The following is a 21,501-nucleotide window of genomic DNA, read 5'->3' as shown; positions in this document are numbered from 1 at the left end:
TTTGTTGGAGGACATTTCTATGAAATTTATTATTAGCTTTATATCTATGTTACTCATTGTGACGAATAGCGTTTTATTGTTATCGCAGTATCACGTCTACTCCTCTAGCTTGGATGCTGATGAGGCTTCATACTTTTACGAGCAAGAGATTGAATTGAAATTCAAAGCAGATAAAATTATTGTAAAACAACATTTTAATAACTTGCCTTCAGAAAAAATTGCTGTAGTTTGGCCAATTTCTAGTGAAAATAGAAGTTGTGATTTAAGTAAAAACTCTGACTGTGATCGTTTAACAGAAGACTTGACAGCCTTTAAAGAAGGAGAATCTTCAAGCCAAAGTATTTCATATGAAATTCCACTTCTAGATGGATTAAAAGAGGCTCAAATTTTTTCTGACTTTCTGGTGAAATTAGATAAAGGTGGCGTTTCCTATACAACACTTCATATAACGGATGAGTTAAAAAGAGGTGGAATGTGGGTAAGTGGATTGTCAGTTATAGGCAACACGTCATTAGATTTAATTGACTACTCTCTTTCCATCGGTGAAGGAGATGTTAAAGAATTATATTGGCAAAAAGAAGTGGTACCTATTCAATATGAAGATAACAACTACAGTCTCTATTCTCATAAAGAAATACCAAAAGAGTTAATAGGACAGTTAGAACAATTACATTTACCAAACAGAGAACATGTGTCAGTACTTTTTTCAAATAAAAAACTTGAAATGAATTCTTCTAGAATTGCTTTTATTGAAAGTGAGGATATAGTCTCTATTCAGCGAGAGCTAATTGTTAAACATGTTCAGTTAATATACGGAATAGACTTGCCAGACACGTTGTTAGCAGAAGTAATCAGTAGTTTTCTACTAGACCAACCTATTGGATCTGAAAAGGCGAGATGGATGTATGATACACTTGTTAGCTATCTTACAACAGATCAATTGGAAAATTGGAAACTAGCTTTAGAGAAAAATAAACAGGTTGATGCTGAAAAATTAGATACTATGTTAACAAATATTCTCAAATTGAAAACATCTTTTTTTACCTTTAATGTACAAGCCGGTGCTGAGCATTTTCCATTGCTGTTTGAGGATTCTAGACCAGTTTATATAAATGAATTAGAACAGGAAAATATGAAGGTGCTATTTAAAGAAGGAAAAGTATTGTACTCGGTAGAACCACTACTTTCTGAATTAGGTTATACGATAAATGATACGGATAAGGGATTATATGTACAAAATGCTACAAGAGCCTTCCGTTTTCCTATTCAAGAGCCTTTTTATGTATTAAACCAAAAAAGATATGATGCTATGTCCGAACCGTTCGAAAAAATTGGTGCCGTTTATTATATCGAAGAAGCATGGATGATTCGCTTATTTTTACTGGATGTAGAAAAGGAAGAAAAGCGTATTAATATTAAACAATCTGGGTTATTTTAATTTAGTAAAAGTCTTCTGTTTTTAGGGAGATAGCCTATAGGTAGGCGAAAAATCTTGTCACACAAATTCGCTAAGGCGAATTTGATAGCTAGGAGTATTAAAATGAGAGTTATATCAGGAACGAAAAAAGGGCTACCTTTAAAAGCGGTTCCCGGAACTAATACAAGACCAACTACAGATAAAGTAAAAGAATCTATTTTCAATATGATTGGTCCTTATTTCGACGGAGGAATCGCAGTCGATTTGTTTGCTGGTAGTGGCAATTTAGGAATTGAAGCACTCAGTCGAGGAATTGATACTTGTATTTTTATTGAAAAAGACCAAAAAGCGATGCAAACTATTGTGGATAATCTACAGAAAAGTCGTTTAGAAGAATCAAGCGAAAGATATAAAATTGATGCTTCAAGAGCAGTGAAGGCTTTTGAGAAAAGAGAACTTCAAATTGACTTGTTATTTGTCGATCCACCATATAGTAAAGTACAATTTTATGATTTAGCTAAAAAGATTGTAGAGATAGGGTGTATGAAAGACACGGGGATAATTGTTTGCGAACATGATAAAACCGTCGACTTGGAAACTGATTTAGAAACGTTTACTCTAACAAGAAGAGAAACATATGGGAATACAGTTATCTCTATTTACCGTAAACGGATGGAAGAGGGGAATTAAATTGGTTAAAATTGCAGTCGTACCGGGAAGTTTTGATCCAATTACATATGGACATCTAGATATTATTCACCGAGGAGCAGCTATTTTTGGACAAGTTCATGTAGTTGTATTAAACAATTCCTCGAAGAATCCTCTGTTTTCTGTAGAGGAAAGAGTAAAACTCATCGAAGAAGTGACAGCAAATCTTCCGAATGTGAAAGTAGAAACATTTTCTGGGTTATTAATGGATTATGCGGAAAGTGTAAATGCCAGCGCTATTATCCGCGGCTTAAGAGCAGTTTCGGATTTTGAATACGAAATGCAAATCACTTCAATGAATCGAGTGTTGAATGATGAAATTGAAACATTTTTCATCATGACAAAAAATCAATATTCTTTCTTAAGCTCGAGCATAGTAAAAGAAGTCGCTAAATATGGCGGTCAAATTAGTGAACTTGTTCCACCTCAAGTAGAAGCAGCACTTAAACTTAAATACAACCTCGACTAACCTTGCAACCATTGCAAGGTTTTTCTCTGTTTATTTTCCTCTCATTTCCTTATTGTTACGAGTAGATTACTGGTGCCTGGCACCAGTAATCCAACCGTAACATTCCTACTTATGCGAAAAAGTAGAAAAGGATTGGGATTATGATTATGTGAAGAAAACGGAAGACTATGTAACGGCGAATGGAAATACCTGCTTTTTGCGCCAGAACGATTATTTGCATATGTATGCTTATACCACTAAATGCAATGATCAGCGCTACAATTACAGGAAGAAATTCATTTCCAGATAATATTTCACCGGCAAGACTTATTCCTCCAGTCATTTCAAAAAAGGATGCTACAAATACTAATAGAAGTGGAGATAAATTAGGTAAAACCTCTTTTACGGATTCAAACACAATAATACTAACCGTCGTAAAAAAGACAACCGTAGTACCGATTAATAGTAATATTTGAGAGGTTTCTTTGATACTCTCTTGAAACGGCGAAGAAGAAAATTTAACAGTCTCAATATTTGTCTGAATAGCAGGAGATCGAATAATGAATACTAAAAGGAATAACAAATTTACAATATGAATAATTAATAACAACTTCAGCCCAGCTATTTCTGCATTAAATATATCTATACCAACAAAACCAATGACAAACATTGGGCTTGGGGCATGGCAAATTGCAATTAGCCAACTAGCATTCTGGTTATTTAAAGTGCCCATTTCTTTTAAAGACGAAATAATTGCTGCTCCACTAGGAAAGCCACCAATGGCACTGAGAAGGTAAATATTCAAATACAACTTAAACTTATTTTTAGTCTTTAAAAAAGAATTTTGCGAGCGAATAAACATTTGAGTGATCACTAAGTAAGGTAGTAAATAAGGAAGTAATGCAGTAGTAAATATACGCATTCCTTCTACGGCTCCCTTATGTGCAATACCTGGTTGCATAAATAAAAGAATGATGAGTGCCCAACTGCCGATTGAAATTATTTTGTGCAAAATTATTACATCCTTTATTGTTCATTTGTTTTGTCAGGTAAAAATGGAAGTGATAAACTAATGAATATGAAATTAAAAGGAAGGGATAAATATATTATGCTGAAGAGAAAACCAATAATTCTCCTTCTAATTTTGGTGCTAGTAGCATCCCTAGCCTTTTACCCAATGGAATCCTATATTTCTAAACCAGGTGGTGCATATGAACTTACACCATTTGTAGAAGTACAAGGTAGAGATGAAGACGATGAAGGGAAAATGAGTCTTCTTACAATCTCCTTAGCAAAAGCTACTCCATTAACTTATGCGTATGCCAAAATAGTCGATAACCAAAAAATTTATAAAGCCAGTCAAATCCGTAACGCAGATGAAGATGAACAAGAATATAATATTCGTCAATTAAAGCTTATGTCTGATTCTCAATTTAATGCTATTTCGGTAGCATTTGATCGAGCAAATAAGCCATATAAAGTAATAAACAATGGAATATTTATTTTTAATGTTTTAAAAGATAGTGCTGCTGACGGCATTTTAGAACCTGGAGATAAAATTATTGGAATGGATAATTTAACGGAATTGACCGAAGAAAAACTTAAAATGTACTTGAGCGAAAAAGGTCAAGGTGATGTTGTCCAACTGACAGTTGAAAGAGACGGAGAAACACTTGAAAAAGAAGTTACTTTAAAATCAATACCAGGCGTTCTTGAAAAACCAGGAATCGGAATATCTTACACAGAAGACAAAAAAGTAGAAACTACCCCTGTCGTCCATATGAACTCAGAAGATATAGGGGGCCCATCAGCAGGTCTTATGTTTACGTTAGAAATTTTGAATCAACTTATTCCGGAAGATATTTCAAAAGGTTATAACATTGCGGGTACTGGTGAAATGAAGCCAGATGGTACAGTTGGACGAATTGGTGGAATAGATTTAAAAGTTATCGCGGCTGATCGAAAAGGAATCGAAATAATGTTTGCGCCAGATGACGAAATCGATCCATCTATTTTAGCGAATAATCCTGATTTAACAACAAACTATGAGGAAGCTTTAAAATCTGCAAAAAAAATAGGCACAAAAATGAAAATTGTGCCTGTTAGAACAATAGATGATGCACTCGCCTATTTAGATCAATTAGAGCCTAAATAGGTTATTACAAAATAATTGGAGCGATTCTATAGTCGCTTCCAATCATCTTTTGTGCAAAAGTAGATTGGAGACCTAAATAATATAAATTTGCCGCTTTCAGATCAAGCATAAGCATCTCGTTTTCTTTATGAGCAGCTACTCTACTTATCAGCGGAAGCTGTAAATCTTTTTTTAAGGAATTTAAATAAGCTTGGCCATTCCTGCTCATTGCAAGTGGTCGTATATAAGTAGGCAAGTCTATTTGCTTTAACTCATTCCATGTAAAACCAATATAGATATGCGTTAACATTCTTTGAATCCTCGTCCAAGTAAAACGTTTTGATTTTATTTGTTGCATGAAGGATTGAAAGGAATTACACTTCATCGCAGCATCCCAAATGGCATTTTCTATACCTTCCGTGACTTCTGCATAATTAGCTAATTGTTCTTTAGTATGCCTTAAAATAATATATCGTAAAGATATCCAAAAACTTTCCCAACTACCAAAAGCATTGAAAGCTGAATGCCAAGCATGCAATTCCGTAATACTAGTATTAGGTAAATAAGATTGAATAGATGTAAGATCCATTTCCCCAAACAACACTTTTCTTATTCCTGTAGCACTTGCAATTGTTTGGGAAGCCTCCGCATCATCGTGATAATTTGCTATGACCCGATGAATCGTTTCTGGCTTTATAGATGCATTTAACTGATAAGCTGCCTCGATATAATGATACCCTAATATATTATTTGGTTTTGATAAGTCAACTAACGGAACAGTTGAATTACTTGAGATTATTTTGTAAGCTTCGTTTAAAGCTCTTGGGTAACTAATACCTTGTTTCATTAAAGTTGAGATAGCTGTATTATAATCGGCTTTATTGGTCGATAATAAGTCATATGTATGATGAAAAGAATCTAAAGAGCCTTCTTCACTACCGAAACAAAAGAATTCACATTTTAATGAATCTAATAAAAAAATGGCACCTTTTGCAAAGTCACTCGCTTGGGCTGTAGCGAATGCGTATGGTAATTCTATTACTAAATCAACACCAGCTGAAACAGCCATTTTTGCACGTGCCCACTTGTCAACTAATGCGGGTTCTCCACGTTGCAAAAAGTTTCCAGACATTACCGCTACAATCACATCACTGTTTGTTTTACTTCGTGATTGATTTAAATGGTATAAATGTCCATTGTGAAAAGGGTTATATTCAACAACTATTCCTGTAGCTTTCATCATCAATCAAATCCTTTCCTACCTCGAAGAAAGTATAACTTTCCTAAATAGTAGCTGTCTAGAATCAAGCGCTTTCCTTAAAGAGAGTATAATGTTAAAATGAAGTAGTGACAAGAAATTATCTTGACATCTAAATCCTGTCATTATATAATAAATTTTGTTGTCTTGAGGTGATAATCGTATGAAATGGGCAATTCATCAATTAGCTAAATATCGTGATAACGGGATGACGTTAGATGAATTCGTAACTCTCGAAAATGTGAAGAAGCGAAACCCGGACGTTCGAAATATTTCACCCGTTCATGTAACAGGGCACTGCACGTTTGGTGCAGCGCAAATGACTTGTCATTTTCAGCTTTCAGGAACTCTCATATTACCTTGTGCTCGCACTTGGGAAGATGTAGAATTTCCATTTGAGATTCAATCTGATGAAATTTTCAGCTGGTCTGAAACTGCATCTGCCACTGCGCAAGCATATGATAACTTTCATATAGTAGACGGCGATGTTATTCAAGTTGATCCAGTGTTAGAGGAGTTAATCCTACTAGAAATTCCATTGCAAGTGTTTAAAGAAGGTGCAGACCAATTTAAGCATGAGGGTGGAAACGGCTGGTCATATACAACAGATGATGATCTAAATGATATGCAGGAAGATGATCAACCAAAATTGGATCCAAGACTGGCTGACTTAGCTAAGTATTTTGATCAAACAGACGAATAATAGATCTGTAAGGAGGTGCCACCAATGGCAGTACCAGCTAGAAGAACTTCTAAAACTGTAAAAAGAAAACGTCGTACACATTTTAAATTATCCGTACCTGGTATGGTTGCTTGTCCAAATTGTGGTGAAATGAAATTGGCTCACCGAATTTGTAAATCATGCGGTCAATACAAAGGGAAAGAAGTAGTGAGCAAATAATTCAGTATTTGTTCCATTAAAGGCTACCAAAGAGACCATGGCTCTTCGGTAGCCTTTTTCTCTATAAATTTTCAAAAACAGGGGTGCATGAAGTGGCTTTTACAATGGAAATAAGAGACGACATGATAATTTTTGAAATAAATAGACCTGACATTCATAACGCCATCAATGGAGAAGTAGTGGAAGGATTTAAGGAACTTATACATAATGTAAAAACAAATGAGTCGATTAAACTCGCTGTAATCACTGGAGCAGGTGAAAAATCATTTTGTTCAGGAGGAGATCTTTCTGTTTTTCATAAATTAAAAACAGAAAAGGAATCCTATAAAATGTTAAGTGAGACGGCAAATGTCTTATACGAAGTAGCGACGTTACCAATTCCTACAATTGCTCTCGTTAACGGAACAGCAGTAGGAGGGGGCTGTGAAATAGCTACTCTTTGTGATTATCGACTCGTAAAAAAAGAAGCGAAATGTGGGTACATTCAAGGGAAATTAGCAATCACCTCTGGTTGGGGAGGCGGTACCTATTTATTTGAAAAAGGCATGAGGCATGACCAAGCATTACAAATGCTTACAGAAGCAGTGCCCTATACAGCTGATTACCTTTTCTCAATCGGATGGGTAACACAATTATATGAGGGAGATAAACTTATCGCATTAAACAAGTTTATCCAAAAAATGATGGTTCCCCATTCTACCGTACTTCAAGCATATAAAATTCAAGCAATCCGTAAATGGGAGAAAAGCAAATTATATGAACGAGTAATGGAAGAGGTTTCAAGTTGCGCTGTTCTCTGGGAACAGGATATCCACCACGATGCAGTCAATAACTTTTTGAACAATAAGAAGGTATAAACTTTTCTACTTAAGTACTTTTAAGCTTTCAGGAGCGGTCGATTGAGTACCACTTTTCTCAAGGCCAGAATGAAACTAGTGTATTCATGATGTCCGCCTCAAGCCGTAAAAGTGTGAAGATTGAGCCCCGTAACAGAAGCTATTCTTCCTCTGGAAGCTCTTGAGCAGTTTGTGCGACAAACATATAGCCGTGTTCTCCTCTCTAAGTTGCTGAAACACATTCTATTAAGTGTTATAAACCTCATTCTATGTGAATAACAAAGCTAGCAGTAAAAAAATTAACAGTAATAAATAAGTAATAAAAAAAGTAATAACATTTAGAGTCTATTTATACCCAATTTGCATATATTATTAAAAAAGCAAAGGGTGATAACATGAATGTTAAAATTAGAAAAGATAGTTGGACTGTGGAAGAAGACAATCTTTTAAAAGAAATAGTTTTAAAGAAAATAGAGCAAGGACATACACAAATATCTGGATTTGAAGAAGCGAGCATTTTGTTAGGTCGCTCAAAACAAGCATGTGCTTTCAGGTGGAATAAAAACCTTCGCCCGATTGTCCTTCAAAGAGAAACGCCTAAAAAAGAAGCGCAAGCAAGAGATGCTGCAGATTCGTCATCTGTGCAAAATCATCTTCAGCTAGCGATGGAAAGTTATGATGAAATGAAACAATCTTATGATCAAATTTCCAACGCATACAACTTATTGAAGAGAGATTATGAACAATTAGTTAATTGGGTTAGACAAGGGATTACGCATATAGAATAGAAATAACACAAAGTCTCTATTATTAGAGGCTTTTTTAAATGTAAATGCAAATCATTTATCAAAATAACAATATTTTTTGTTATTTAGTTGAAATCGTTTTCATAATTCGTATAGACTAATAGAGAAGGGGTTCACGTTTTTATAGAGGGGGTAATATAATGAAAAAAGTACTTATTGCAAACAGGGGTGAAATTGCAAGACGTATTATTAAAACTTGTAAAAAGCTAAACATTGAAACAGTTGCAATATATTCGGAAGCAGATCAAGAGCTACCGTATGTAAAAGAAGCTGATTATGCTTATTTAATCGGACCAAACCCTGTACAACAGTCCTATTTAAAAGTGGACGAAATTATTGCGATTGCTATTAAAGAGAATGTGGATGCAATCCATCCAGGCTATGGATTTTTGTCAGAAAACGCAGACTTTGCTCGAAAAGCGGAAGCTGCAGGGATTAAATTTATAGGACCAAAACCAGAAACAATTGAAAAAATGGGCGATAAAATTGGCTCGAGACTCACAATGATTCATGCAAATGTCCCTGTCGTTCCTGGAACGGAAGAGGGTCTTACATCTATAGTGGAAGCGAAAGAAGCTGCTTTAAATATAGGCTATCCCATTATGTTAAAAGCTAGTGCTGGTGGTGGGGGTATAGGCATGATTCGCTGTGACGATGAAACAACTTTAGAAAAGCATTTTGAGTCAATAAAAACACGTGCAAAATCCTATTTTGGAAATGATGTTGTATTTTTAGAAAAATTTATTGATGCTTCTCGACATATTGAAGTGCAAATATTTGGTGATAGTTTTGGTAATATCGTTCATTTATTTGAGCGAAATTGCTCGGTACAACGAAGAAATCAAAAAGTATTAGAGGAATCACCATCCCCTAACTTTCCACAAGAAGCACGCGAAAAGTTATATGAAGCAGCGATAAATGCTGCGAAGGCTGTAGAATATGTTAATGCTGGAACAGTTGAATTCATAGTAGATCAAAATCATCAATTTTATTTCTTAGAAATGAACACGAGGCTTCAAGTTGAACATCCCGTTACTGAAGCTGTGACTGGTTTTGATTTGGTAGAATGGCAGTTAAAAGTTGCTTCAGGAGAAGAACTACCAGTAAAAGACCAACAGTTAATTAAGTCAAATGGTCATGCTTTTGAATTTAGAGTATATGCAGAAAATCCAAAAACTTTCTTTCCTTCACCAGGAACAATAACTTATTTAAATTGGGGAGAAGTGGAGGAAATAAGAATAGAGGCAGGGTACGAAGAAGGAAATAAAGTAACCCCTTTTTATGATCCGATGATTGCTAAAATAATTATTCATGAATCGAACAGAGAATTGGCAATTGAGAAAGCGCAAAAAGTATTTTCTTCTGCTAAAATAGAAGGTGTGAAAACAAATATTGACTTGTTTGATCGTTTTTTACACGCTGAAAGTTTTAACAGTGGAGTATATTCCACATCCATTTTAGGGGAATGGATGCAAAATCAAGGGGAGGAAGTTTCAAAATGAAAAATTTAGAATCGACAATGGCAGGTACAGTATTTACAGTGAATGTAGAAGTAGGAGAAGAAGTTTCTGCTGGACAAGTAGTGATGGTACTAGAATCAATGAAAATGGAAATTCCAATTGAAGCAGAAGTCGCTGGTAAAGTCGCTTCTATTAATGCTAAAGAAGGCGATTTCGTTAATGAAGGAGACGTTTTAGTAACGTTTGAGTAAAATTTTCAATTACTTTGGCATTGTTAAATAGTTCTGCGGAGATTAATTAGTAGTGTGTGGCGAACGCACATCCGTTTGTGTTGAAATACATTCTATGATCGCATTGAAAATCACTAATAAATAATACAGAGCCAATCCTTTAGATATGGGGGTTTTTAGTTTGGGAGAAACGAAAACGTATAATGAAAGATTAGAAGAAAAGTTAACGTCCATTTTTGCAGGTGGTCATTCTAAATACCATGAAAAAATGAAAGAGCAAAATAAGTTATTTGTTCGTGATCGTTTAGCTTTACTATTTGACAATGGGGAATATATTGAAGATGGACGCTTTGCAAATGTTGAGGCAGGTGACTTACCTGCTGATGGCGTTGTTACAGCGACAGGAAAAGTTAATGGTCAGACGGTTTGTGTAATGGCCAATGACTCTACTGTAAAGGCCGGTTCGTGGGGTTCACGTACAGTGGAGAAAATTATTCGCATACAAGAAATAGCAGAGAAAAATAGAGTTCCAATGTTATATTTAGTAGATTCAGCAGGTGCTCGTATAACAGACCAATTAGACATGTTTCCTAATCGCCGTGGTGCGGGCAGAATATTTCATAACCAAGTAAGACTTTCTGGTTTCATTCCACAGATTTGTTTACTATTTGGTCCATCTGCAGCGGGTGGGGCATACATACCTGCATTTTGTGATTTAGTTATTATGGTGGAAGGAAATGCCTCCATGTACTTAGGTTCACCACGTATGGCTGAAAAAGTAATTGGTGAAAAAGTTACGTTAGAAGAAATGGGTGGAGCTCGCATGCACTGTACGATTAGTGGATGTGGAGATGTATTGGCAACTTCTGAAGAAGAAGCTATTAATGAAGCAAAACGATATTTAAGTTATTTCCCAGCTAACTATACGGAAAAGCCTAAAAAAGTAGAACCGAAGAAAGCAAAAGAAGGCAGAACTTTAGAAGCCATTATACCTGAAAATCAAAATGCTCCGTTTGATATGTATGAAGCAATTAATGCAATAATAGATGAAGATTCATTTTTTGATGTAAAAAAATTATTTGCACCAGAGTTAATTACAGGTTTTGGACGTATTGAGGGGCAAGCAGTAGGAATTATTGCAAACCAGCCTAAGGCAAAGGGTGGAGTGCTTTTTGTTGATTCGGCTGATAAAGCAGCAAAATTTATTTCACTATGCGATGCTTTTTCAATTCCTCTATTATTTTTAGCGGATGTTCCAGGCTTCATGATTGGTACGAAGGTGGAACGTGCAGGGATTATACGACATGGAGCGAAACTGATTGCAGCTATGAGCTCAGCTACTGTACCAAAAATCTCCGTTATTGTACGTAAAGCATATGGTGCAGGGTTATACGCAATGGCCGGTCCAGCTTTTGAACCGGATGTATGTATTGCCTTACCTACTGCACAAATTGCAGTTATGGGTCCAGAGGCAGCTGTGAATGCTGTTTATTCTAACAAAATAGAGGCTATTGAAGATCCGAAAGAACGTTTAAAATTTGTTCAAGAAAAACATGCTGAGTACAAAGAAGAAATTGATATTTATAAACTTGCATCTGAGATGATCGTGGATGAAATAGTTTCACCAAGTGAGCTACGTAGCGAGCTTGCTAATCGTTTTAGATACTATGAAAATAAAGAAATTCCGAAAGCACCTCGAAAACATCCAGTGCTTCCTGTATAATAAATCTAAAAAATAAGGTCTGCCATTCCGGTAGGCCTTTTTTATAAGTTTGGGGTGATGAACTGGTGAAAATAGGTATTATTGGAGCGGGTGCAATAGGGTTAATATTTGGCGGTTATTTAGCTGAAGCAAAGCATGAGATTGTATTTTTTGTACGCAAAGAAGCTGAAAATTTATACATAGAAAAAGTACCTAATAATCCTGAACTCATAAAGTGTAAACAAGTTATCGAAATAGAACCCTTGTTTTCAATGGATTTAATAATAATTGCTGTGAAATACCATCATTTAGAAAAGTTGAAAAGTGAATTGGATTTGCTACCAAAACATATCCCATTATTGTTTTTACAAAATGGATTACTTCACCTTTCATTTGCTAATCAACTTAAACAAGAAACGATTATGATTGGATCAGTATTGCACGGGGCTACTAAAGTTACTCCATCTACAGTACGTCATCTAGGTGTTGGAAAAACATCTGTTGGCGTATATAAAGGAGTTTGGGAAATGTCAGATGAATTTTTCGGAAGTTCGTCAGATGATTTCCCCCTTATATATACAAACCATATTGAAACAAATTTATTTAAAAAAGCATTAATGAACTGTTTAATAAATCCTTTAACGACTATTACAAAGGCTCCAAATGGAATGCTTATTAAAAATGATTCTTACAGAATGATTATGAAAAATATGTATGAAGAATTGATGGATGTGTTTGATGAATGGAATGAAATGCTACTGTGGGAGGAAGTAGTCGAGCTTTGTAAAAATACCGAAAATAACCGTTCTTCTATGCTATCAGATTATGAAAATAATCGCATTATGGAGATTGATACAATTGTGGGAGCGATATTGGTTGAAGCGAAGAAAAGGAATGAAGTGTTACCCATATTAAATACTTTTTATCTTTTATTGAAAGAAATGAACAAAGTAGGTGATCGCCATTAGTAAGATGCTTACCCTATTAATATTATTCCCTGTTATTGTGTTTTTTGTTACCTTTATTATTTCAAAATATTTATTACATAAGAGAAAAAAGTCATTTGGGTTAGCAGCAGATTTAACAACGTTCTTGTTGTATTTCTCTGTATCTAATGCTTTTTATATCGTTTTTTCAAAGAATATTTTTCTGATTTTAATTGGTATCTCGTTAATTATAGCTAGTACTCTCACTTATATTGAATGGAGGAAAGAAAAAGAAATTGTAGTAATGCCCCTCCTTCGGAAGATATGGAGATTATTATTCCTTTTACTGTGTGTGATATATGCCCTTATTTGGTTAATCGGAGTTATCCGCTATGTATTGTATTATATAAGCTAATAATTTTAACACTTCATTTCGAAGTGATATACTCTTAAAGTATAAAAAATTTTCAAGCAGGATGCCTGCATGACTAGATATATGCCTCTGGCAAATGCTACAGATTTTATTTTAATCTGAGTACAATATGTCGAGGTGAATTTGAAATTTAGAGGTGGAAAAATCGTGCGAGTAGAGCAGTACACACAACCATTCGCTTCCTCATTTTATAAGAAATATTTAGAAGATATGCCTAGTTTGTCTTCTTTCTATCATTATGAATGGAATCAAAATGCATTAAATAATAGACTTCAGGAAACTGACTTTAGTAAACATAAAAGAAATGAACTGGTAGAAGTAATAACAAATTATATGCGTCCGTTTGGGATATCAGAAAAAAGTAAATTGCATTTAGATGAATTAAAGGATAATGGAATTGTTGTTATTGGTGGACAACAAGCAGGTCTAATGTCAGGCCCCATGTATTCTATTCATAAAGCCATTTCCGTAATCGTGTTAGCAAAACAGCAACGAGAAATTTTAGGCGTCCCTGTCATTCCAGTTTTTTGGATAGCGGGAGAGGATCATGATATTGATGAGGTTAATCATGTATACATAGAAAGAGGTCGAAAGCTTCAAAAGATGACTTATCCTGAATCATCCAGAATCAAAAAGATGGCCTCTAAAAGTCCTTTTGAGAAAAAAATGATTACAGCTTATTTGGAAGAGTTGTTTAAAAGTCTGCCAGAAACCTTGCATACTAAAAACTTATTCCAAAAGATAAATGCTCTATTAGAAGATAATATGAATTATAGTGATTTTTTTGCAGCGTTGATGAATAACTTTTTCCAACAAGAAGGTTTGTTATTGATAGATGCCGCATATGAGCCTTTACGCAAATTAGAAAGTGAGTATTTTCAAAAAATAGTGAAGTATTCATCACGTCTCGCAGAGGTCGTATTTGAGAATGAAGCTGTTTTTGAAAAGGCTGGATATGGTACACCTATTCAGACAAAGGAAAATGCAGCTCACTTATTTTATGTAGAAGATGGAGAACGTTTTTTATTAGAAAGAAAAGATAAGAAATTTGTCAATGAAGGTAAAGGAATAGCTTTTTCAGAAGAAGAATTGATGAATATAGCTATAAATGAACCTGAAAAATTGAGTAATAATGTCGTAACAAGACCTCTAATGCAAGAAATGGTCTTTCCTGTATTAAGTTTTATTGGAGGTCCAGGAGAAATTGCTTACTGGGGTACACTTAAGTCTGCATTTGAATTGTTTGAAATGAGAATGCCGGTGATTATGCCAAGACTAAGTATTTCCATTGTGAACTCTAAAACGCAAAATTTGTTGGAGAAGCTATCCTTCCGCATTCCTGAAATATGGGAAGGCATGGTTGAAAAAGCGAAGCTTCGATTTATTGATGAACATAGAAATGAAAAGATACCAACACTGCTCACTTCAATAGAAGATGATATTACAGCAAAATATAAAGAGTTAGAAACGATTCTTCTTGAAGAAGCGAATTTAAAATTAGCTCCTTTAGTAAATAAAAATTTAGATTATCATAAAAAACAAATAACATTTTTAAATAATGCAATAGAAGACACTCTTCTAGGAAAGCTTGATGCTTCTATTTATCGTTATGATCGTATAACGATGGAATTAAATCCAAATGGAGGATTACAAGAACGTACATTTTCACCACTTCAGCTTTTAAACGAAGTTGGGATGGAATTGATACAAGATCTTTTAGAAGTTCCTTACGAGTTTAATGGGAAGCATCAGATTGTGTATATATAAAAGGCTCTATAATTTACTTTTTGTTATTTTTTAACTGCGGCTATTAGTATCATTTCTGCAACTTATAAAAAGATGTATGCACTCATTATGTAGATCCTTGATACAATACCCCTTTAAGTGAAGAAGTAAACTTGAAATTCAGTATTCAGGACTTTTGATTTTCCATCATTCAATTGAATCCCTACCATTCTCACAATTTAAAGAGGGCGATTGCATGAGCGAATTATGGACCGAAAAAAGTAAACAAGAGCAAGCAGAATGAAGTAGCTCTTTCTACGGTGATGAACTTTCATCAGGAGAAAGTTGCATAATGACAATGAAGTTTATCAGAGCATAAAAAAATCTCCACGGTAAATCGTGGAGATTTTTTATATGGAAAAATACCTGTATTTTTATTAAACTACATAAACTTTCTTTCGCTTTTTCCATCTCAACAAGTACTATTTACACATTTTGAAAATTATTACACTAAATTTTGAAAAATGGGTGGAGGAAAGTGGGGGGATGTGGTATGTTATTCTCATAAAGTGGGGTGAATAGCATGTTCATGGGCGAATATCAACATAACGTTGATCCGAAAGGCCGGTTAATCATACCTTCCAAGTTTCGGGAGCATTTAGAAGATTGTTTTGTTTTAACACGCGGTCTTGATAATTGCTTATTTGGTTATCCTATGAATGAATGGCGAAAACTCGAGGAAAAATTAAAAGAACTTCCTGTTACGAAAAAAGATGCTCGGGCATTTACCCGGTTTTTCTTTTCTGGTGCAACAGAGGTTGAAATTGACAAACAAGGTCGTATTAATATCCCAAGTAATTTACGTAGCTATGCAAAGATGGATAAAGAATGTATAGTTTTGGGTGTTTCCAATCGTTTAGAAATATGGGCTAAGGATGCTTGGGAAAATTACTTTGAGGAATCTGAGGATTCATTCAATGACATTGCAGAAAATATGATTGGCTTTGACATATAAGAGGAGGAAAAGGCTTGTTTCATCACACAACGGTATTATTAAAAGAAACGGTAGATGGACTTGCCGTTCGTCCAGATGGAATTTATGTGGACTGTACTCTGGGAGGAGCAGGCCATAGTGAATATCTTGTCCAGCAATTAGGGGGAAGTGGTAGGTTAATTTGTTTTGACCAAGATAGGACAGCTATTGAGAACGCAAAAGTTAGATTAGCTCCTTTCCTAGACAAAGTAACATTTGTACATGCAAATTTCCGTTATCTAAAAGAGGAACTTGAAAATATTGGAATCGAAAAAGTGGATGGTGTTCTATATGATTTAGGAGTTTCTTCTCCACAGCTCGATACTCCAGAACGAGGCTTTAGTTACAATTACGATGCACCACTAGATATGAGGATGGATCAGACAAGTGAATTAACTGCTTTTCACGTAGTAAATGATTGGCCATATGAAAAACTAGTGAAAATATTCTTTCGATATGGTGAAGAGAAGTTCTCTAAGCAAGTTGCGAGAAAGATTGAGCAAGCTAGAGAAAACGCTCCAATTGAAACAACATTTCAATTAGTTGAATTAATAAAAGCTGGAATCCCAGCAGCTGCAAGGAGAACTGGTGGACATCCTGCGAAACGAATTTTCCAAGCTATAAGAATAGCTGTGAATGATGAATTAGGAGCAGCGGAAGATTCATTAGAGGATGCAATTAAAGTTATTAAGGTTGGCGGAAGAATAAGTGTTATTACATTTCATTCTCTAGAGGATAGATTAACCAAAACTATCTTTAAAGAAGCTGCGTCTTTACCAGAATTGCCACCTAATTTACCTGTAATACCAGTAGGAATGGAGCCGTCTTTAAAACTTATCACTAGAAAGCCTATTTTACCTTCTGTAGAAGAATTAGAAGAAAATAATAGATCTCGTTCAGCTAAACTAAGAATTGTGGAAAAAATTAATGAAAAGGGAAGTGTTTAAATGGCTTTACGTAAACATCAGTCACAAACATACATAAGTCGACCTTCTTTTCCTGAACAACCACAAATAAAGAAGCCGACTAAACAAGCGAAAAAGATATTGACAAAAGGGGAAAGATTCCTTCTTATAGGTTTATTATCAGCAGTAACTATACTTGCTTTAATGATCATTCAAACTCAGACAGCTGTACGTTCAACAAATGCAGACATACAACTAATGGAAAAACAAATCGACAATGTATCAAAAGAAAATACAGACTTGTCCATACAAGTAAGCGAATTATCTACCTATGAGCGTATTTGGAAAAAAGCGGAAGAGCTCGGTTTAAAACTAAATGAGCAAAACGTAAAGGTAGTACCAGGACAATGAATAAGAAATTTCGTTTTCAATGGGGAGCCTTTCTAATGTTTTTACTTTATGGAGGGCTCTTTTTTCTATTGTTAAGCCGATTTGTGTTTATTCAAGTTACGGGGACTGCAGAAGGACAAGTGTTATCTACAAAAGCAGACTCTAAGTATAGTAGAGAACAAGTGATTCCAGCAAGTAGAGGTAAAATTATAGACCGTAACGGAGATATTATTGTAGAAGATACGCTAAGTTATAAAATTATTGCAGTTATAAGTCCTGAAGCTACCAATAACAGTAGTGCACCACGGCATGTAGTAGATCCTGAAAAAACTGCGAAAGTGTTAGCTGAATATATTGATATGCCAGAGCAAGATATATTGGATGTGCTAAACAAATATATAAAAGCAGGTAAATATCAAGTGGAGTTCGGAAAAGCTGGTAGGGATATTAGCTATAAAGTAATGACAGAAATTAAAAATAACAATCTACCAGGAATAATTTTTGTTCAAGATATGAAAAGACTTTATCCAAATGGGCAATTTGCCTCGCATCTAATTGGTTTCGCCTTAAAAGAAGAAAATGAAGATGGCGAAGCTGTAGCGGTAGGAAAGATGGGCTTGGAGTATATTTATGATGAAAAATTAACCGGAACGCCTGGAAAAGTAAATTTTAAGAGTGATACGAAAGGCTTTTTATTGCCAAATGCTGAAAAAATGATAACGAATCCGAAAGATGGAGACAATATTCATTTAACGATTGATAAAACAATACAAAACTTCTTAGAAGATGCACTTAACAAAGCAGAAGAAAAGTATAATCCTGAAAAAATGACCGCTATTGTTGCGAATCCTAAAACAGGAGAAATTCTTGCTATGTCGCAAAGACCTACCTTCGAGCCGAATACGAGAGAAGGATTATCTACGAACTGGCTAAATGAAGCAATTGAACAAACGATTGAACCGGGCTCAACGATGAAAATTTTCACTTTAGCATCAGCAATTGAAGAAGGAGTATGGGAGCCGAATGCCCCGTATAAATCTGGATCCTATACAGTATATGATCGAACAATACGTGATCACAACGTATATGGTTGGGGCACTATTTCTTACTTAGAAGGTTTTCAACGCTCTTCAAATGTGTCGATGGCTTACTTGTTAAATAGAATCGGAGATGAGACTTTTATAGATTATATTCATCGTTTTGGATTTGGAGAAAAAACAGGGATTGATTTGCCACATGAAGCGACTGGGACGGTTAGTGATAAGTATCCTATTAATAGGGTAACTACCACTTATGGCCAAGGGACTACTGTTACACCAATTCAGCTTGTTCAAGCCATGACTGCCATTGCAAATAAAGGTAAAATGATGCAACCATATGTGATAGATAAAATTGTAGATCCAAGCACAGGAAAGCTAGTTAGCGATCACAAACCAGTTGAAAAGGAATCTCCAATATCCGAAAAGACTGCTGAGCAGGTGAAAGAAATTTTAGCAAGTACGGTTACATCGGAAAAAGGGACTGCTCAACGGTTTAAATTAGATGATTATACTACTGCTGGGAAAACAGGTACCGCTCAAATTGCAAACCCTGAGGGTGGATATTTTTGGGGTCGTAATTTGTTTTTGTATTCCTTTTTAGGGTTGGCACCTGTCGAAGATCCACAACTTATTGTCTATGTTGCTGTCCACAAACCGCAATTGAAAGACACCGAGGTAGGATCAGAGCCTACTTCAGACATTTTTAATTCTGTAACAGAAAACAGCTTAAAATACTTAAATATTCAACCTGAAAATCTTGAACTTGCCTCTTCCATAAAAATGCCAAATATTGTCGGGCAAAATATGATGGAAAGTCAGACTACACTAGAGTCACAAGGCTTAAAAACTGTTATAATTGGACAGTCGGAAAACGTGAAAGAGCAATTCCCAGCCGCAGGAACTTCGATTTTAGCCAAAGGTACAGTTTTTATAAAAGGGGAGGGAGACATTGAACTTCCTAACTTCACCGGATGGTCCAAACGAAATATTATGATTTATAAATCATTATCAAATATTCCAATTGAAATTTCAGGTGAAGGTTATGTAACAAGCCAAAGTTTAACTGCTGGATCTATTGTTTCAAAAGATACTCCTGTTGTTGTTCACTTGTCGACACCAGAAGAAACAAAAATTGTCCCTGAATTAGAGGAATCTATGGAAGAACCACCCCAAGACTAATGGAGTGATAGAATAGTTTTTGTCATTTTCTCATACGTTATCTAAAACGAATAAAAGGGGAAAGTGTAATTTCTAAAGTAAAACAAGTTTTGCGTCTCCGTGTTATTTGGGTATTGATGATTTTATTGTTTTTAGCTGTTGTGTTGAAGTTAGTGCAGCTTCAATTTTTTCAGTTTGATGAATTGACAACGAAAGCAAAAGAGAGTTGGGATCGTGAGCTTCCTTACGCATCGCTTCGGGGGAATATATTGGATAGGAATGGAGAGGTAATTGTCGGAAATAAGCTTTCTCCTACATTATTTTACATGCCTTCACAAAACGATGAACCAGAAAAAGTAGCCAAAGAAATCGCTCCACTTTTAAATATGGAGGAAGCAAAATTATTTGAACAACTCAATAAAAGAGATTACTTAGTAAAAATTGCACCACATGGGAAAAATATTAGTTCCGAACTTGCTATGCAAATCCAGGATAAAAATATTCCCGGACTATATGCGGGTATCGATTATATACGAGACTATCCAAATGGTAATATGCTTTCAAGATTAATAGGTTTTACAGGTTATGATGCTCAAGGGCTAGCAGGAATCGAATATCAATACGATTCCGTTTTAAAAGGAAAGCAATCAGCGATTCGAATGTTTACAGATGCAAAAGGAGTTCCTCTTCCCCATGTGGATGATGGATGGAAAAATGGAGTTTCGGGTAATCATGTTCAACTGACCATCGATATGAAAATCCAACAGGTTGTAGAAAGAGAACTTTCACAAGCAATGCAAAAATACGAAGCAACACAGGCGATTGCGATTGTGATGAATCCGAAAAATGGAGAAATTCTTGCTCTTTCTTCTGCCCCAAATTTTGACCCATCTTCTTATCAGGAAGTTGACTCTACTATTTATAATCGTAATTTACCAGTTTGGATGACTTTCGAGCCTGGATCTACCTTTAAAATTATTACATTGAGCGCAGCATTAGAAGAAAAGGTAGTCGATTTGGAAGATGATCATTTTCATGATGCTGGCTATACAATGATAGAGGGATCACGACTAAGATGCTGGAAGAGATCTGGACATGGAAATCAAACCTTCTTGGAAGTTGTGGAGAACTCCTGTAACCCAGGTTTTATTGAACTAGGAAGAAGAGTAGGGCCGGAAAAACTTTCGGATTACATACGAAAATTTGGTTTCGGGCAATCAACAGGGTCAGGAATGGCTGGAGAATCAACGGGAATTCTTTTTAGTAAGGAAGCTTATGGACCGGTAGAGCATGCCACCACATCGTTTGGTCAAGGTATTTCTGTAACACCAATACAGCAGGTTCAAGCTGTTGCTGCTGCTATAAACGGTGGAAAATTATTTAAACCATTTATTATAAAAAATATTTTAGATGGCGAAACGAACGAAATTTTATCTACTTCTGAGCCAGATATGAAGCACCAGGTAATTAGTGAGGAAACATCAGCGAAGGTTCGAGATGCGCTCGAACATGTTGTAGCGGAAGGTTCTGGCCGAAATGCTTATCGTGATCAATTGCGAATTGGCGGAAAAACTGGAACAGCTCAAAAAGTACAAAATGGTAGATATATGGACGGTGAATATATCGTTTCATTTATAGGATTTGCTCCTGCGGATGATCCAGAGTTAATCGTCTATGTTGCCATTGACAATCCTAAGCATAGTACACAATTTGGTGGAGTTATTGCCGCACCTATAGTAGGTCAAATCATTGAGGACTCACTGGAAGTTACTGCAGGTGGTAAGCAACTTGAAAAAGAATATCGTTGGGGGGATATCCAACAAGTTCGTGTACCAAACTTAGTAGGAATAAAGAAAAAAGAGATAACATCTTATATGTATCCATTTACAATTGTTTGGCATGGTGATGGGGAAGAAATACTTTCACAATTACCAAAGGAAAACAGTTTAATTCCATTAGACGGAAAAATACATGTCTACACAAAATAATTA

At 35.3% G+C, this 21,501-nt stretch carries 21 protein-coding genes; 19 read left to right on the top strand and 2 right to left on the bottom strand.

The genetic code is table 11. The features are described 5' to 3' along the window. Positions 1-19 precede the first annotated feature (19 nt). The 3 genes from AM499_RS10245 to coaD all read left to right on the top strand — a co-directional run bounded on the left by AM499_RS10245 (position 20) and on the right by coaD (position 2,594). Positions 20-1,438, top strand: coding sequence for a hypothetical protein (locus AM499_RS10245; RefSeq protein ID WP_053590116.1), 1,419 nt, complete (start codon positions 20-22; stop codon positions 1,436-1,438). A 102-nt stretch (positions 1,439-1,540) separates the two neighbouring features. Continuing rightward, positions 1,541-2,107 carry a 16S rRNA (guanine(966)-N(2))-methyltransferase RsmD gene (gene rsmD / locus AM499_RS10240; protein WP_053590115.1) on the top strand — a complete coding sequence of 189 codons (567 nt, stop codon included), beginning with the start codon at positions 1,541-1,543 and terminating at the stop codon, positions 2,105-2,107. 1 nt (position 2,108) lies between these two features. Next, positions 2,109-2,594 (top strand): pantetheine-phosphate adenylyltransferase, encoded by a 486-nt coding sequence (gene coaD / locus AM499_RS10235; RefSeq protein WP_053590114.1) that lies wholly within the window; start codon positions 2,109-2,111, stop codon positions 2,592-2,594. A 109-nt stretch (positions 2,595-2,703) separates the two neighbouring features. Here coaD and AM499_RS10230 read toward each other — a convergent pair whose 3' ends face one another. After that, the gene (locus tag AM499_RS10230; protein WP_053590113.1) at positions 2,704-3,585 is read right to left on the bottom strand and encodes a hypothetical protein; all 882 of its coding nucleotides are present in this window, start codon (positions 3,583-3,585) and stop codon (positions 2,704-2,706) included. Positions 3,586-3,645: 60 nt separating this feature from the next. Between AM499_RS10230 and AM499_RS10225 the strand changes: the two genes are divergently transcribed. Then, positions 3,646-4,728, top strand: coding sequence for a SepM family pheromone-processing serine protease (locus tag AM499_RS10225; RefSeq protein WP_331457311.1), 1,083 nt, complete (start codon positions 3,646-3,648; stop codon positions 4,726-4,728). A gap of 4 nt (positions 4,729-4,732) precedes the next feature. On the opposite strand, the gene AM499_RS10220 is transcribed toward AM499_RS10225, so the two are convergent. Beyond that, on the bottom strand, positions 4,733-5,947 hold the full coding sequence (locus tag AM499_RS10220; RefSeq protein ID WP_053592161.1) for a nucleotidyltransferase: 1,215 nt from the start codon (positions 5,945-5,947) through the stop codon (positions 4,733-4,735). 181 nt (positions 5,948-6,128) lie between these two features. Between AM499_RS10220 and AM499_RS10215 the strand changes: the two genes are divergently transcribed. From AM499_RS10215 to AM499_RS10150, 15 genes are all read left to right on the top strand, one after another. Beyond that, complete coding sequence (locus AM499_RS10215; protein WP_053590112.1) at positions 6,129-6,668, top strand: YceD family protein; 540 nt, start codon at positions 6,129-6,131, stop codon at positions 6,666-6,668. Positions 6,669-6,692: 24 nt separating this feature from the next. Then, the gene (gene rpmF / locus AM499_RS10210; RefSeq protein ID WP_053590111.1) at positions 6,693-6,866 is read left to right on the top strand and encodes a 50S ribosomal protein L32; all 174 of its coding nucleotides are present in this window, start codon (positions 6,693-6,695) and stop codon (positions 6,864-6,866) included. Positions 6,867-6,958: 92 nt separating this feature from the next. Continuing rightward, entirely contained in the window at positions 6,959-7,723 is a 765-nt protein-coding gene (locus tag AM499_RS10205) for an enoyl-CoA hydratase/isomerase family protein (protein WP_053590110.1), read from the top strand. 374 nt (positions 7,724-8,097) lie between these two features. Beyond that, positions 8,098-8,490 carry a hypothetical protein gene (locus tag AM499_RS10200; RefSeq protein ID WP_053590109.1) on the top strand — a complete coding sequence of 131 codons (393 nt, stop codon included), beginning with the start codon at positions 8,098-8,100 and terminating at the stop codon, positions 8,488-8,490. Between the two features lie 158 nt (positions 8,491-8,648). Then, positions 8,649-10,010 carry an acetyl-CoA carboxylase biotin carboxylase subunit gene (locus AM499_RS10195; protein ID WP_053590108.1) on the top strand — a complete coding sequence of 454 codons (1,362 nt, stop codon included), beginning with the start codon at positions 8,649-8,651 and terminating at the stop codon, positions 10,008-10,010. Further along, entirely contained in the window at positions 10,007-10,219 is a 213-nt protein-coding gene (locus tag AM499_RS10190) for an acyl-CoA carboxylase biotin carboxyl carrier protein subunit (protein WP_053590107.1), read from the top strand. The genes AM499_RS10195 and AM499_RS10190 overlap by 4 nt, the downstream gene beginning before the upstream one ends. A 160-nt stretch (positions 10,220-10,379) precedes the next feature. Then, complete coding sequence (locus AM499_RS10185; protein WP_442853786.1) at positions 10,380-11,921, top strand: acyl-CoA carboxylase subunit beta; 1,542 nt, start codon at positions 10,380-10,382, stop codon at positions 11,919-11,921. 65 nt (positions 11,922-11,986) lie between these two features. Beyond that, positions 11,987-12,868, top strand: a complete 882-nt coding sequence (locus tag AM499_RS10180; RefSeq protein WP_053590105.1) for a 2-dehydropantoate 2-reductase — start codon at positions 11,987-11,989, stop codon at positions 12,866-12,868. Between the two features lie 4 nt (positions 12,869-12,872). Beyond that, on the top strand, positions 12,873-13,241 hold the full coding sequence (locus AM499_RS22400) for a DUF3397 domain-containing protein (RefSeq protein WP_082355227.1): 369 nt from the start codon (positions 12,873-12,875) through the stop codon (positions 13,239-13,241). A gap of 165 nt (positions 13,242-13,406) precedes the next feature. Beyond that, a complete protein-coding gene (bshC, locus tag AM499_RS10175) occupies positions 13,407-15,026 on the top strand; it encodes a bacillithiol biosynthesis cysteine-adding enzyme BshC (RefSeq protein WP_053590104.1) in 1,620 nt (539 codons plus the stop codon). A 541-nt stretch (positions 15,027-15,567) separates the two neighbouring features. After that, positions 15,568-15,999: a division/cell wall cluster transcriptional repressor MraZ gene (gene mraZ, locus AM499_RS10170; protein ID WP_053590103.1), complete on the top strand. Its 432-nt coding sequence runs from the start codon at positions 15,568-15,570 to the stop codon at positions 15,997-15,999. Between the two features lie 14 nt (positions 16,000-16,013). Then, positions 16,014-16,964: a 16S rRNA (cytosine(1402)-N(4))-methyltransferase RsmH gene (gene rsmH, locus AM499_RS10165; protein ID WP_053590102.1), complete on the top strand. Its 951-nt coding sequence runs from the start codon at positions 16,014-16,016 to the stop codon at positions 16,962-16,964. Then, positions 16,965-17,333: a cell division protein FtsL gene (gene ftsL, locus AM499_RS10160; protein ID WP_053590101.1), complete on the top strand. Its 369-nt coding sequence runs from the start codon at positions 16,965-16,967 to the stop codon at positions 17,331-17,333. After that, the gene (locus AM499_RS10155; protein WP_053590100.1) at positions 17,330-19,531 is read left to right on the top strand and encodes a peptidoglycan D,D-transpeptidase FtsI family protein; all 2,202 of its coding nucleotides are present in this window, start codon (positions 17,330-17,332) and stop codon (positions 19,529-19,531) included. The genes ftsL and AM499_RS10155 overlap by 4 nt, the downstream gene beginning before the upstream one ends. A gap of 116 nt (positions 19,532-19,647) precedes the next feature. Next, positions 19,648-21,498, top strand: coding sequence for a penicillin-binding transpeptidase domain-containing protein (locus AM499_RS10150; protein WP_053592160.1), 1,851 nt, complete (start codon positions 19,648-19,650; stop codon positions 21,496-21,498). Positions 21,499-21,501 lie beyond the last annotated feature (3 nt).

Source organism: Bacillus sp. FJAT-22090 (assembly GCF_001278755.1).
Lineage (GTDB): Bacteria > Bacillota > Bacilli > Bacillales_A > Planococcaceae > Psychrobacillus.
Note: the sequence above shows the minus strand (reverse complement) of the source record. Positions and strands in the feature narration are given on the sequence as shown.